The 15,140-nt window shown below is 35.0% G+C and carries 12 protein-coding genes; 3 read left to right on the forward strand and 9 right to left on the reverse strand.

The features are described 5' to 3' along the window. Positions 1-135 precede the first annotated feature (135 nt). The 4 genes from bsdtb5_RS12115 to bsdtb5_RS12130 all read right to left on the reverse strand — a co-directional run bounded on the left by bsdtb5_RS12115 (position 136) and on the right by bsdtb5_RS12130 (position 4,921). Complete coding sequence (locus bsdtb5_RS12115) at positions 136-1,899, reverse strand: 1-deoxy-D-xylulose-5-phosphate synthase (RefSeq protein ID WP_271712246.1); 1,764 nt, start codon at positions 1,897-1,899, stop codon at positions 136-138. A gap of 117 nt (positions 1,900-2,016) precedes the next feature. Further along, the gene (locus tag bsdtb5_RS12120) at positions 2,017-3,198 is read right to left on the reverse strand and encodes a MalY/PatB family protein (RefSeq protein WP_271712247.1); all 1,182 of its coding nucleotides are present in this window, start codon (positions 3,196-3,198) and stop codon (positions 2,017-2,019) included. Positions 3,199-3,236: 38 nt separating this feature from the next. Beyond that, positions 3,237-4,097 (reverse strand): DUF3737 family protein, encoded by an 861-nt coding sequence (locus bsdtb5_RS12125; RefSeq protein ID WP_271712248.1) that lies wholly within the window; start codon positions 4,095-4,097, stop codon positions 3,237-3,239. A gap of 47 nt (positions 4,098-4,144) precedes the next feature. Continuing rightward, a complete protein-coding gene (locus bsdtb5_RS12130) occupies positions 4,145-4,921 on the reverse strand; it encodes a carboxymuconolactone decarboxylase family protein (RefSeq protein WP_271712249.1) in 777 nt (258 codons plus the stop codon). Between the two features lie 397 nt (positions 4,922-5,318). On the opposite strand from bsdtb5_RS12130, the gene bsdtb5_RS12135 reads away from it, so the two are divergent. Together bsdtb5_RS12135 and bsdtb5_RS12140 are read left to right on the forward strand one after the other, a co-directional pair. Next, complete coding sequence (locus bsdtb5_RS12135; protein ID WP_271712250.1) at positions 5,319-5,759, forward strand: MerR family transcriptional regulator; 441 nt, start codon at positions 5,319-5,321, stop codon at positions 5,757-5,759. Between the two features lie 113 nt (positions 5,760-5,872). Beyond that, positions 5,873-7,276, forward strand: a complete 1,404-nt coding sequence (locus tag bsdtb5_RS12140; protein WP_271712251.1) for a M20/M25/M40 family metallo-hydrolase — start codon at positions 5,873-5,875, stop codon at positions 7,274-7,276. A gap of 164 nt (positions 7,277-7,440) precedes the next feature. Here bsdtb5_RS12140 and bsdtb5_RS12145 read toward each other — a convergent pair whose 3' ends face one another. Continuing rightward, complete coding sequence (locus tag bsdtb5_RS12145; protein ID WP_271712252.1) at positions 7,441-8,562, reverse strand: aldo/keto reductase; 1,122 nt, start codon at positions 8,560-8,562, stop codon at positions 7,441-7,443. Between the two features lie 469 nt (positions 8,563-9,031). Here bsdtb5_RS12145 and bsdtb5_RS12150 point away from each other — a divergent pair, with 469 nt between their 5' ends. Further along, complete coding sequence (locus tag bsdtb5_RS12150) at positions 9,032-9,424, forward strand: MerR family transcriptional regulator (protein ID WP_271712253.1); 393 nt, start codon at positions 9,032-9,034, stop codon at positions 9,422-9,424. A gap of 85 nt (positions 9,425-9,509) precedes the next feature. Here bsdtb5_RS12150 and bsdtb5_RS12155 read toward each other — a convergent pair whose 3' ends face one another. The 4 genes from bsdtb5_RS12155 to bsdtb5_RS12170 form a co-directional block, all read right to left on the reverse strand. Further along, a complete protein-coding gene (locus bsdtb5_RS12155) occupies positions 9,510-10,430 on the reverse strand; it encodes a serine hydrolase domain-containing protein (RefSeq protein WP_271712254.1) in 921 nt (306 codons plus the stop codon). Then, positions 10,427-12,784: an excinuclease ABC subunit UvrA gene (locus bsdtb5_RS12160; RefSeq protein WP_271712255.1), complete on the reverse strand. Its 2,358-nt coding sequence runs from the start codon at positions 12,782-12,784 to the stop codon at positions 10,427-10,429. Before bsdtb5_RS12160 ends, bsdtb5_RS12155 begins: the two co-directional genes overlap by 4 nt. Positions 12,785-13,174: 390 nt before the next feature. Beyond that, the gene (locus tag bsdtb5_RS12165) at positions 13,175-13,771 is read right to left on the reverse strand and encodes a sugar O-acetyltransferase (RefSeq protein ID WP_271712256.1); all 597 of its coding nucleotides are present in this window, start codon (positions 13,769-13,771) and stop codon (positions 13,175-13,177) included. 23 nt (positions 13,772-13,794) lie between these two features. Beyond that, positions 13,795-15,138, reverse strand: coding sequence for an MATE family efflux transporter (locus bsdtb5_RS12170; RefSeq protein ID WP_271712257.1), 1,344 nt, complete (start codon positions 15,136-15,138; stop codon positions 13,795-13,797). Positions 15,139-15,140 lie beyond the last annotated feature (2 nt).

Below are 15,140 nucleotides of genomic sequence, written 5' to 3' on the forward strand. Positions count from 1 at the left end.
CCTCATAAAAGCAAGGGACTTCTGACGATATATTTATTTTCTGTTAATAGCTACAACCTTTTACATAGCTACAACCTTTTGCATAGCAACATCCTTTTACAAGTATAATAATATAGTCTTAAAATCCTGTTTCATTTACTTCTTAACAATAGTAGTTACATCCTCAACAATCTGCTCCACAGTGATTCCGTTTTCTTTTAATAATTCCTCTACAACATAACGATCTGGGAAGCCCTTTTTAATACCATAATTCTTAACTTTCATATCAGATGGACCATAATAACTTGCAATCTTTTCACCAAAACCACCTTCTAGGATTCCATCCTCCAACGTAATTACTAATTTATGCTCATCTCTTAAACTTTCTAATACATCTTCATCTAGGCCAGTAATATATTTTGGATTGATTAAAGTTGCGTTAATTCCTTGTTCTTTCACTAGAGCTTCCACCACACTTTCTCCAAGTTGATAGAAATCACCTAATGCAATGACAGCAACGTCTTTTCCTTTTTTACTAATTTGATATTTATTAAGAATAGAATAATCTGTAGTATCTTCTACTCCACTTGATATCATACCATTTGATGGAACACGGATTGCAACTGGATGGTCTTTTTGATGAATTCCCCATTCAAGCATTGCAAAATATTCCTCTTTGCAAGTTGGCGCTAAGTAAACCATATTCGGAATATTTCCCATCATAGCAATATCAAATAATCCAAGATGTGTTACATCACTCATTCCATAGACAGATGCTGCAAATACTAATAAAAGTGCTGAGTTATTATTAATACATAAATCTTGGGAAAGTTGGTCGTAAGTTCGTTGTAAAAATGTACTATATACGCAATATACCGGTTTAGCACCGTTTTTCGCCATGCCCGAAGCTAGGGCTACTGCATGCTCTTCCGCAATACCTACATCAATATATTGCTTTCCTGCAAGTTCTCTTCTTTCTTGAACAAAACCAAATCCAGGTGCCGTCGCTGATGTAATCATTGCAACGGTTGGATCTTTCTTCATTGTATCTAACAGATACTCTGCTGTTCTATTCGCATAGCTTTCAGGATCTGACATAGAGAATTTGTATTCTCCAGTTTCTCTGTTGAATGGAGGTCCTGCATGATACATTTCTCTATTAACCTCTGCAAACTTATAACCTTTTCCTTTGATTGTGTGAACATGTACTACGATAGGTCGATTCGTATCTTTCACGCTTTGGAAAGCTTCGATCAAAGCTTCTATATCATGACCGTCTTTTACATATAGATAATCTAGTCCCATTGCCTTAAAGAAATTACATTCACTTTTTCCTTCGGTTTCTCTTAATTCAGCTAGGTTTTTATATAGACCTCCATGATTTTCTGATATTGATTGTTCATTATCATTTACTATGATAATCATATTAGTTCCAGCTTCTGCTGCATTATTTAACCCTTCATATGCTTCGCCACCACTTAAGGAACCATCTCCAATTAGAGCGATGATATTTTCATTGTCTCCCTTAAGGTCCCTTGCCTTTGCAAGTCCACACGCAAGACTGATGGAAGTTGAAGTATGTCCGATATTAAAGAAATCATGCTCACTTTCCTCTGGATTAGAATAACCTGATACGACATCATACTTTTCTGGTATTAAGAAGGCATCTTTTCTTCCTGTTAACATCTTATGAACGTAACTTTGATGGGAAACATCATATACAATCTTATCTTTTGGTGAATCAAATACATAATGAAGAGCTACGGTAAGCTCTACAAGACCAAGATTAGGTCCGATATGTCCGCCATGCTCACTTAATTTGGTTAGTAACGTTTCTCTCGCTTCTTCACTTAATTGATTTAACTCTTCTAATGATAATCTTTTCACATCTTGTGGTGAATTAATTTTTTCTAAATACATATTCTGTTCTCCTTTTTTATCTGGTTATTTTTTAGTTTGGTTGTAATTCTTTTTATTTTATTTATAGTAAATTGCTTCATATTATCTATGAATGAAAGCACTCAGTGAAACATACAATTAACATTGTTCAACCACCCACTTTTCATAAGCTTTTACACCTTTTTTCAGGCGTTGCAAACCATCTTCCAGTCTCTTCGCCTGACAAGCTATATTCATTCGAATAAACCGATGTCCATTCCCTCTGTACTTACTTCCTTCTGATAAATAAAGGCCTGTTTCTTTTCTGATGAAGTGACATAGCTCAGTAGCATCTCCTAGTATTTCACTACAGTCAAGCCATAGTAGATAAGTTGCATGGGATGACACCAACTTTACATTTGGTATTTCCTTTTTCAGAAACTCTTCTACTGTTCTTTTGTTATTCTCAAGGTAAGCTAGTAAATCATCTAACCATTCTTCGCCTTCTGTAAATGCAGCAACCATAGCATCCACTGCAAATATATTTGGTTCTGCTATTTCATCGGAATTCAGTCCACGATCCATCTTCTGTCTTAGAGCTTCATTAGGAATTATAACTGCAGCTGACTGTAATCCTGCTAGATTGAATGCTTTGCTTGCTGCGATGCACGTAACGCTATTATCAGAACATTTCTCTGATACTGATGCAAATGGTATGTATTCATATCCAGGATCAGCTAAATCACAATGAATCTCATCTGATATAACTACTACATGATGTTTCGCACATAGTTCACCTATTTTAAATAGCTCTTCTTTACTCCAGATCTTACCGATTGGATTATGTGGATTACACAATATCATCATGGTTGTTAACGGATGGGATAACTTTTCTTCTAAGTCCTCAAAGTCAATCTCGTACTTCTCACCATCATAACTCAATTTATTTTCTAAGACATGTCTTCCATGATTCTCAATGGAGTGAAAAAAGATATCATAGACTGGTGTCTGTACCAGAATATTATCGCCTACATTAGTTAACCTTTTCACTGCGCATGTGATTGCTGGAACAACTCCTGTACAGAATATAATCCAATCCTTTTCTATCTGAAACCTATGTCTTCTACTCCACCATTGCCTAATTGACTCTGTCCATGCATCTGTCACAACAGAGTAACCAAAGATTCCCGTTTGTACTCTGTGTTCCAATGCTTGAATAACTGCAGGTGCTGTCTGAAAATCCATATCTGCTACCCACATTGGAAGTTCATGTTCTGCAACATCCCATTTTAAGGAATTAGTATTTCTTCTATCTACCAGGTTGTCAAAATCGAATTTCATCTACCTGTCCTCCTTTTAACACTTACATTCTTATAACATTACACAATCTTAGCTAACTTTTCTTCTTCCGTTATGATACTCGTATTCTCCTTTGATATCTTCGTATCATCAAATATTACTTCACCGATACTCTTAGCTGTAATGCTACCTGAATAAGGATTCTTCACACTTTCTATTTCACTATCAACCGTAGCTTCAACTGTAGAATATTCGAATGCTAGATTTGTATTCAGTAATTTACAATCTTTAAGAATTACATTTTCCATGTAACACATTCCTTGTAGACTCTCTATTGTACAATTAATTAGCGTAACATTTTTGGAATTCCATCCTAGATACTCACCAGATATAAAGGAATCATAAACTGTTACATTTTCACTATTCCAGAAAGCATCTTTCGATAGAAGCTTCGCGTTACGTATTGTAAGATTCTTTACTCCATCAAAAGAATAATTGCCTACTAGAGTAAATCCATCGATATCGATATCTGAACTACCCATTGCAAAATAATCACCCTTAGCAGTTACATTTTTCATTGTGATTTGACTGCAGTTCCAAAGTGTCTCGGATGCGTTCGTCATCTCCACCTGATCCAATACAATGTTCTTACATCGTCTAAATGCTTTAGGCGCTTCAATCGTTACATTACTCATATTGATGTGATTGGTATACCAGATACCCGCTCTTGCCATATTGAACATAACGCTATCTTTCATTGTTACATTGTTACAATACCAAAGAGGATATTTCCATTGGAATAAACTGTTCGTTATCTCAAGATTACTACTCTCTTTTAGTGGTGATTCTCCATCTGTAAATGTACAGTAATCAATATCCAGATCATGCGCTTGGAATAATGCTCTTTCTCCTATAAACTTCTGTTCTCTATATTTATGCAATTTAGAACTTCCTTTCTATATCTCTCAATTAACCTATTAATATTCTACTATTTATTTGCTTCTGCTTTTTTCAATAAACTATAAGCTTCCTTGATACAGTTCAGTGCATTTAAACTTCTTGGATATCCAATATACGGAATACACTGTGACAATACTTTGATTAGAAAATCTCTATCATTTCCTATCTTCATATTCGCTAACGCATGACTGGTCAGTTGTGGTTCACAGCCACCTTGTGCTGATAGAAAACAAAAAGTAATCATTTCTCTTTGCCTCATATCAAGCCCACCCCTGGTGTAATAATCTCCGAAACAATTGTCTGCAAGCCATAGATTGATATGCCTTGACTCTTTTGGTCCTGATTGATAGAACTCTTTCATTTGTTCCCCAAAGATATCGACCTGCATTTGCACACCTTTTTGTAAACGATCTTCTGGAGTCGTATTGGATTGTCCCTCAAGAGGAAGAGATATTCCCTTCTTTGTTAAGATGTCATTCACTATATTTAAGAATGGAAGTACTCTTCCAAAACCAAGATATGCAGTAGCTTGATATACTACCTCTTTTACTTCTATTGGTGTTAATCCAAGCTCAAGCACCTTTGGAAGTATCTCTCTAAATGCCTCTATTCCTTGACAACCAATTAGCGTCGCTAAGATAGCCATACACTTATTACTATCATCTAAGTCATCCTGATTTGCTACTTCATCAAATGCAAAATGTTGAAAAAATTGCATGAATTCTGGATCTGTTTGCATAAGCCTAGTTTCCGTTTCTGGAAATAGGTGATTATTTAGATTCTCTATGGAAGTTGATAATTTCATTTTATATTCCTTCTTTCCTATCTTTCTAAAAACAATTTTTCTCGAAGCAAATAATTTTCACTTGAAAAATTGTAATCAATAAAGTATGATGAAAGCATCATACATCCTAAACCTAACTTTAGGTCAATAGTTTTTATAAATTTTTTATAATTTATTATTTAGATAACAGTGCCAAAAGCCTTTCTCTACCTAAATTGTGTATATTGCTGTATAAGCGTGAAAGAAAAACGCTTTCACTCTCGACGTTTGTATTTTCACTTGTCCTGAGGCTTGTAAAAAATATAATGTTAGAAGGAAAGGTAGCCAAAATTCATAATTATACAGTGATATACACTCAGTACACTAAAATAAGGCTTTTCAAAATCCTATCAAAGAATTTAATTATACGGAGGTTATTATGACATATACCATTGGCGAAGTAGCAGAAATGCTAAATATCTCTATCTCAACAATACGTTATTATGATAAAGAAGGATTACTTCCTTTAGTAAACAGAACTTCAGGAAATATTCGTGTCTTTAACGACTCAGATATTGAATGCCTAAAAATGATTGACTGTTTAAAGACAACGGGCATGCAGTTAAAAGACATCAAACTATTTTTTGAATGGTGCGAAGAAGGCGATTCAACAATAGATAAGCGTTATCAGCTATTTATTGAACAAAAAGAAAAGACCGAAAAGCAAATGGCAGACCTGCAAAAAGCCCTTGATCATGTCAATTATAAATGCGAATATTATCGAATTGCGAAAGTTAAGCGAACTACAAACGGTTTAAAGGAAGAGCTTGCTATGAAGTTCTTATCCAAAGAGAATCCTGTTTCAGAAGAAGCGGTCTAATAAAATATATAGAATAAAACCTTGTATTTTTTAATAACATAATGATATATACCAATTATCTTTTAGATAGTTGGCTATATATCATTATGTTATTTTCTATTTCTGGAGGAATAATGAAGAAAATCATTTTATTTATGCTTATTTTGCTATCATTTACAGGATGTTCATATCATAATAAAGAAAACAATAATAGCCAAAAACAGATAAACACCTTTGGCGAAGAAAAAAATGAAAAAGATACTATAGTCCAAACTGAAACTCCTATTACAACGCCTACCGTAACCCCTAAGATAATAAAAAACAATAACATAGATGAAAACGAACTATTAAATAACCTAAAGGAAATATGTAAAAGTCCTCGTAAATTTGATACGGATGGCGAGGATAGTGCTTTGGACTATCTTATAAATAAAATGACTGAATACGGTTATAGAACGCAAACTCAGGAATTCTATGTTTATAATAAAACTATCAAAGACATATATTCAGCAACTTTATGGGAATATTTCAATAAATATACTGATGTGAAAGATAGTGTTGGAAAAGGAATGAATCTTATTGCTACAACTGCACATCCAGATAACAAAAAGACTTTATATATTACAGCTCATTATGATACAACCACGGATACAAATGGAATTAGAGATAATGGTTCTGGCATAGTGGTTGCAATGGAGATTGCAAGACAGTTACAGGGAATAAATCTACCAATCAACATTGAATTTATATTTTTTAGTGCAGAGGAAGCTGGAATGCAAGGTTCTTCCTATTTTATATCTCGTTTAACGAAAGAAGAAAAGGATGAAGCTCTAGGCTGTATCAACATAGATGTTGTAGGTGAAAAGGGCAATAATAAGGTGGCATTAAAAACTTATTCTTATCAGATGAATGCTTTGTCTTTGCTCATGGATGAATATCATAAATTTCAACATTCCAGAAGTGAAGCGAGTGATCATACATCTTTTTACATGGGAGGAATACCAGCAATTTATTTTGCTGACGAAAATGCTAAAATAAAAGATGATACCAATAATCCATTAGAAGAATTAGATATTGAAAAGCTAAAAGAACTAACTCGCATTATATACAATTTTATTATTACTTTTAACATAGATGATTACTACAATTTAATTAAAAGTTCTTACACCCAAAAATATACCAATTTACCAAAGGAAGAAACTATAAATAACTACTCGCTTATTCAAGTAAATAAAATATTACGAGAAGATGGAGCGGGTTCGTTCAATCAATACATTTGGAAAAGTAAGAAAGGGAATCTAGTAGAAATAACAGAAAAGGACAACAGATTTCTTGTAGAGAATTTAGAAAAGGAAATTCAAACATTCCATTCTTATAACCAATATACAAAATATAAAGTCTATGAAAAGAATAATAGGATAATCGTTAAATATGTTGTGGCTTTAAAATTTTATGAATTAAAGGGTACAATCTCCAAAGATGAAGCATTAAAATTATTGAACAAGCAAGAAAACGTAACTTATGAGTTGCATTTATAAAAGCATTAGAATAATAAAAAAGTAACATCAGAAAGCCATACTCATGTATGGCTTTCTGATGTTAGATATCATATATTACTCCCTCTATCTCACGAGAATCGTGCAATTCTTCCAGATATCCAATGACTTCTCCGTTCGTGTAAAGCTTGATGCATATATATTCTTTATTTTCCTAGCGTATTATTCACATTTACAAGTTCATCTCTTATTGCTATATGCTGTGGACATACTAGCTCACATTTGCCACATTGAATACAATCACAGGCGCTCTTTTTACCATGTCCACCAACTAACCAACTCTCTTGCCCTTTTGCAACTTCCTTCTTCTGATATATTGTCAGATAGTTCATTGCTGTGAAAGAACCAGATATACCAATATTCATTGGACAGACTTTGGCGCAATAATTACAAGTGGTGCATGGAATCAATGGAATACTATCGAGTGCTTCTTGTGCCTTATTAATTGTTTCACGTTCCTCCTCTGAAAGCTTAGTAAAATCTTTCATATAAGATAGATTATCTTCCATCTGCTCAATACTACTCATACCAGACAAAACAGTAATAACACCCTCTAGACTCGCTGCAAAACGAATTGCCCATGATGCATAAGATGCTTCTGGATTGGCACTGTCAAATATATTCGTCACTTTTTCAGGCGGAACGGCTAGTAAACCACCCTTTATTGGTTCCATAATAATAACTGGTTTATTGTACTTTCTCGCGACTTCATAGCAGGCTCTTGACTGAATCGCTGGATTCTCCCAGTCTGCATAATTGATTTGTAATTGAACAAATTCCATCTCTGGATGAGCCATTAAGATTTCTTCTAATTCCTCTGGTGTAGAATGAAAAGAAAAACCTACATGCTTAATCAATCCCTCTTTCTTCTTCTCCTGTACAAAGCTCCACATATCATAATCATCGAAGAATTTTGTCCTACTCTCACCTAAATTATGTAATAGATAGTAATCAAAATATCCAGCACCAGTCTGTTTTAACGATGTCTCAAATTGTGAAATTGCTTCTTCTCTTGTTTTACAGTTAATCCAAGCAGCATTCTTGGTTGCAAGTTGGAATCGATCTCTTGGATATCGTTCCACCAAGGCTTTACGAATCGCATCTTCACTACCTGCATAAGCCCATGCGGTATCAAAATAGGTAAATCCTGAATCAAGAAACTGATCAACCATCTCCTTAACCTGCTCTAGATCAATAACTTCATCTTTCTTTGGTAATCTCATCAATCCAAAACCTAGCTTTTTAATATCTTCACCTAAATGTCCCATAATTATCCTCCATTCGATATCTTGAAATTCTTATATTGGTACAGACTTACCTAATTCATGTTCAGCTACAGTATTCCTGTACCTTTATCCATACTTTGCTTTAATACAATTGGTATGTTATAATCATTCTATTCCCTTGGAGTTACTCGAAGTCAAGTATTTTTTCGTCTTATATTAATTTTACATTATCTTAAATAGTTAGGGTGTCAAACTCCCATGCTAATTTTTTGACTTTACTACGAATATAAATGAAGCATGGGAATTCGACAGCCTCCGGCGGATGCACTCTCACTTCGTTCGGCGCGATTATATAATAAAAGAGATTCTCAGCAAACTAAAATAAGACTTTTGACTCCTTAAACATACATTTTTCAAGTTAATGTTTTATTAACGTGTTTTTTAGCGTGTTTTATTAACGCCTTTTATAGAGTGCTAATTAGTATTTTGATTTATAGTTGGAGGAAAATAATTGTATACAGTAAAAGAAATAGCACAAAAATTAGATCTTTCCGAGCATACGATCCGTTTTTATACAGATAAGGGATTGGTTCCAAGCGTAAAGCGCGATAAAAATAACATTCGTCTGTTCGACGAGGAATCTGTTAATTGGCTAACAGGTGTTAAATATCTAAAAGATTGTGGCATGTCACTTGATGATATCAAACGCTATATTTATATGTGTCTAGAAGGTGATTCTACGATAAATACTCGGTATGAAATAATCTTAAAACAAAGAGAACGTGCATATGCTCAATATGAAGAAGCAAGGCAACGAATGGAGTACATGGAACAAAAAGCGAAGCATTATCATGATATCGTAAACCATCTAATACCGGATGATACCAATCCTGGAAAATGGTAAATGCTATAACGAAATGCTTATATTATTATAGTTTTTGAAGTGCTAGTAACAAAAAAATTCCTTTCAAGGTGTGAAACGCTTTATTTCACACTAACCCCTCACAAAACCAAATAACATCATCATAACTCATACCCCTTGAAGTTGGAGTAGCCTGTGTAACGATAACAAGTTCCTTCTTCGGTATCACAATGATTCTCTGACCACCATATCCTCTACAACCATACCAATTCTCACCGCGCCAGAACAAATAGCCATAACTTGGATTCGATTGAGTTGGTGTAACAGCTTGTTCCATATAATCACTAGAAATAATCTGCTTATTATTATAGAATCCTTTCTGTAATAATAGCTGTCCAATCTTAAGCATTTCCCTTGCTGTAAGATTGGATAAACTTTCGTTTTCATCCTCGTCACCATCTGCAACACTATAATATACTCCGCAAGTGCTTTTATACCAACGTTCGCTATGAATACCTAACAGTTTGTATAGATTTTCGTTTATCAAATCAAACATATCGCTACCTATGCTATCGAGAACCTTTGCTAACAGAATTACATCCCACTCTTTATAGTTGTATTTTGTTCCTGGTCGATTCGTAACCACACAATCTGTTATATGTGATATCCAATTGTTAGAGTGTTTCATTTGCATTAACATTGGACAATGATAATGCACTCCCCCATTCCATAAGATTCCCGAAGTCATTGTAAGAAGATGCCTTATTGTAATCATTTTATGAAACGGGTCACGACGTTCGTTAAATTCAGATATATACTTACAGATTGGCTCATCAATGCTTGATATCAACCCTTTGTCAAGTGCAATTCCAACACCGATAGACATTATACTTTTGGCAACAGATTTTATAGGATTTCGGCTATCTTTATTAAACCCATTATAATAACGTTCTGCAATTATTTCACTATTTTTACTAACAAGAACGCTATTGACTTGACGATAACGCTTTTTCTTGATATATTCATCAATTTCTATATCTATATTCATTTCAAATACCGTCCTATAATAGATTTTGGATTGTTTTTTAATTCCATTGGATTACCATGTGAAATAACTTCTCCTCCATCACTTCCTCCACCTTCACCCATTTCAATAATGTAATCGCAATTTGAAAGCACATAAGGATCATGCTCGGTTATTATAATTGAATTACCATATTCAACAAGTTCATTTAAAAGGTCTAATAGCTTCTCACTATCATAAAAAGAAAGTCCAGTCGTAGGCTCGTCTAGAATGTATAACGCACCCTTTGCATTCTTCCCTTTCGATAACTCTTTTGCAAGCTTGATACGCTGACTTTCACCACCAGATATTGTCGGTGTAGCCTGTCCAAGCTTAATATATCCCATTCCAACACGCTTTAGAATATTCAGTATATTTGTTATAACCTTATCTTTTTCAGTAAAGAAATCCTTCGCTTCATCAACACTCATTTCAAGAATCTCACGAATATTTTTACCATCTAGCGTTATCTCCATTGCTTCTGGAATATATCCACTACCACCACAATCCTCACAATCCACATCGATAAAATTGCCAAAACCAACATGGTAATGCACCACGCCGTCACCCTTGCATTTACGACAACCTCCTTCACTGTTTACAGAAAAAAGTCCTGCTGTATAACCACATTCTTTCGCTTGTTCTGTTGCAGCAAAAAGTGTTCTAACCCGGTCAAATATCCCAGTGTATGTAGCTGGACAAGAAGTACGACTTCTTCCAATAGGTCGCTGATCGATAATATAGCAACGCTTCATATTTTCAATTCCAGTTAAGCATGCATCAACTGTTTCTGATATCTCATCATCGGAGACGCACTTTGTTCTAAGTAGTTCCTTTAGTTTTGGAACGAGGGTATCTGAAATCAAACTGGATTTTCCGCTACCCGATACACCAGCCACTCCAACCATTACACCTAATGGTATGTGAACTGTAACATTTTTAAGATTATGTATATTTGCATTTGATAGTACCAGCATTTTATCTTTGTTAATAGGTCGATAATCTGACTTTATTTTAAATCCGATTTCATTTGATAGATACGGTGAAGTCTTTGATGTTTGGCATTTTAAGAACTCATCGTAACCTCCCTCATATATTTTTACTCCTCCACGCACTCCAGCCTCTGGTCCCATATCAATAATATAATCCGCATGTCTCATAAAGTTTTCATCATGTTCAACTGCAATAACTGTATTACCACTGTCAACAAGCTTATGAACAATTTTAATTAAGTTTTCTTTTTCCACCTCGTGGAGTCCAATTGTTGGCTCATCAAAAACAAAAATGATAGAATCCATCTCAGCAATTATATAACTCGCAAGGAATAAACGTTGAATCTCACCACCAGATAGTGTTGGGACCGGACGTGATAATGCAAGATGATAGAGCCCAACATCAACCATACAAGATAGCTTTGTTATGATTTCCTTCAAAAGTGGGTTTTTATCGTCAGAACGCTTCTCGAAAAATGCAAGTAAATCGTGTATATACATATGTTCAAGCTCAGTTATTGTCTTACCTCCAAAGGTTGTATGAGTAGCTTGTTCGCCTAATCCTGTTCCACCGCATTTTGGGCAAACCTTTTGTTGAAGCATATCAGCATTTGTTAGTAGGTGTGCAAGCCGCCCAGATGATCCTAATCCACCATTAATAATCATATAGATCCACGGTATAAACCCATCAAATCTCGATATCCCATTATCACCATATTTCAGAAAATCTATTTGTTCATCGGAAAGGTCGCAAAGCCTGTCCTCCCACATATTCATGTTGTGATTTCTACAAAGTTCCTCAAGCATATTTCTTGTTTGGCCTCTTCTACCAAGTTCACATGCAATATCACAGATATGCTGTGTTGTATCAGCAAATAAAGCATCTTCATCAAGACATTTTGCAACACCCTTACCCAAACATTTCACGCACATTCCACGAGGAGAATTTCTCTGAAACATAGCAATATCTAGAGGTACACCATTATCGTATTCAAGAGAACGTTCACCAAAATTTGCATATAATGCGGATAACATTGCACTGATCTTGATCTTTGTTCCAACCGTACTTCTAGGATTGGACTGACGAATAATTCTCTGCTCAACTGCTACAGTTGGTGAAAGCCCATTAATACTATCAAAGGTAGGAATGTTATCAATCATGAACTGCGTACCTGAAAACATAAGATAACGTCGCTTTCCCTCCTCGTAAAGAGTATCAAAAGCAAGGCTGGATTTTCCACTTCCAGACACACCAGTTATAACTGTAAGCTTATGCTTTGGTATAGATACATCAACATTTTTAAGATTATGAATTCTTGCATTTTTGATTACAATATCATTCTTCAAAGTCTATCACCTGCTTATTTTCATATTATGAGTTGCCCGACAAATGACCTGTTTGGGAGACAGTCTAGGCAATTTGCACAAAACAGAAAAACTCATGCTTCATTGAGTATGTATAAGAAGTTCTAGTTCTCAGAGCATTTTGTGTAAAACATATGCTAGGACAGATAACTCGCTTTACTCAGACAGATCTGTCCTAGCATATAACACGAAATGATCCGAGAACAAGATCTTCTAATACATACTCAAAGGCACATTCGCTTTTTCTGTTTTGTGCAAATTGCCAGGCAAGATTTTGAAACAGGTCATTTGTCAAGCAACTCATATTCATAATAAGCATACCATAATATGGAATTTAAATCTATCAGGACTATCTTAATTTCTTTTCTTCCTTTAATCTTCTTCGAGAATTTCTCTGTCTTTATAATAATACTTCTTATCATTCTCATTAATTTCTCGAACCACTCTGCATGGGTTTCCAACCGCTATAGAGTTTGCCGGAATATTTTTTACAACAACACTGCCAGCACCTATCACACTATTTTCTCCAATGGTAACTCCTGGACAGATTGTAGCGCTTGCTCCAATCCAACAATTATCCTCTATTATCACTGGATCTGTATACATATATTCTCTCATATCAGGATTAATCGGGTGTCCAACTGTTGCAATGGTAACTGCTGGTCCAAACATTACTTTTTTCCCAATCTTTATCTTACCATCATCCACAAAGTTACAGTTAAAATTAATATAACTTCCTTCTCCAAGTTCAATATTCGTTCCATAGCAGCAATAAAAAGGAGGTTCGATCCATGCCTTTACCTCTGTTCCAAATAATTCATTCATACACTGCATACGATTCTGAACATCATCTGGTCTGCTTGCATTAAATTTCATTATACTTAACTTACATTTTACCCTGTCTTCTGGCAGACCTTCACAATAATCTGTAAATAATTTTCCTGATTCCACACGTTCCCTCATTGTCATAATAAGATTCCTCCATCTTTATATCATATCCTTGTAAGATCCTTTACCCATTTATATTGCTTATAGTGTTTATATACAGCTGGTAACTTTATTATCTCATCCATATTTAATATGAAATATACGATAATGACAGGAAGTTTTAAGTAGAATGCTGCGATAAAACCAAGTGGAATCACAATGACCCACATCGTTATTGTGTCACAGATCAATCCAAATCTGGTATCTCCTCCTGCGCAAAAGATTCCACTTATTACTGTTGAATTCACTGATTTTCCAATCAAATAATATGCGCAGATTAGAAGCATCATCGATAACAATTGTGTAGCTTCTTGGCTCAGAGTTGAAAAGTGCAATATCGCTGGTCGTATTGATAATAAAATAACCCCTGAAATGACTCCACATATAATTGAAAACTGTACCAGTTTTTTTCCGTAATCCTTTGCCTTATCAAGCATTCCTCTTCCCAGTTCATTTCCTACCATGATGCTTCCACCACTACCAATTCCAAGACTGATGCAGACGATTAGATTCTTCACTATATTTGCAATTGCATTAGCGGCTACAGCATCACTTCCCAAATGCCCCATAATTACAGAGAACATCGTAAAGCCTCCACCCCAGGCAATTTCATTTCCCAATACCGGTGCTGTGAATCTCCAAAAATCCTTTTTCAACATTAGATCTGTATTTCTAAGATAGTTCCACTTTAAATGTATAACATTTCTTTGTCTCAAGCTCCAAACGCTCCAAAGTAGTTCAATTGCTCTTGCTATGACCGTTGCAACTGCTGATCCCTTGATTCCCATAGCCGGTGCACCGAGCATACCAAAGATTAATATAATATTCAGAAGAATATTGACCACGACAGCAGTCGAACTGATTAATGTACTCTTTGATGCACACTCCATATTCTTTAACATACATAAATAAATCTGTGATATTCCGGAAAGCAAATATGATATGGATACTACTCTAAGAAATGCTGAACCCATCTGAATCAGAGTAGTATCAGAAGTAAATATCTTCATGAGAAGTTCCGGACAGATCAATGCTGCTAAGCTAAACACAACTGATACGATTCCTACAAGTTTAAGCACATAAGCAAAAATGATTTCAATAGATACGGCATCTTCTTTACCCCAGTATTGTGCCACCAAAATGGTCGTTCCAATCACGAACGCCATGATAAATAAACTGTGCACAAACTGGATCTGCCCTGCTAGAGCAACAGCTGATAAAGCATCTTGATTTAAAAACCCTAGCAGAATTGCATCCGATGCACTCACTACAGCAAGCATAAAATTTTGAAATGCAATCGGCAATACTAGCCCCATTAATTTTTTATAAAACTCTTTTTCCATTTTCATAG

The sequence above is a fragment of the Anaeromicropila herbilytica genome (assembly GCF_016591975.1).
GTDB classification, from domain to species: domain Bacteria; phylum Bacillota; class Clostridia; order Lachnospirales; family Lachnospiraceae; genus Anaeromicropila; species Anaeromicropila herbilytica.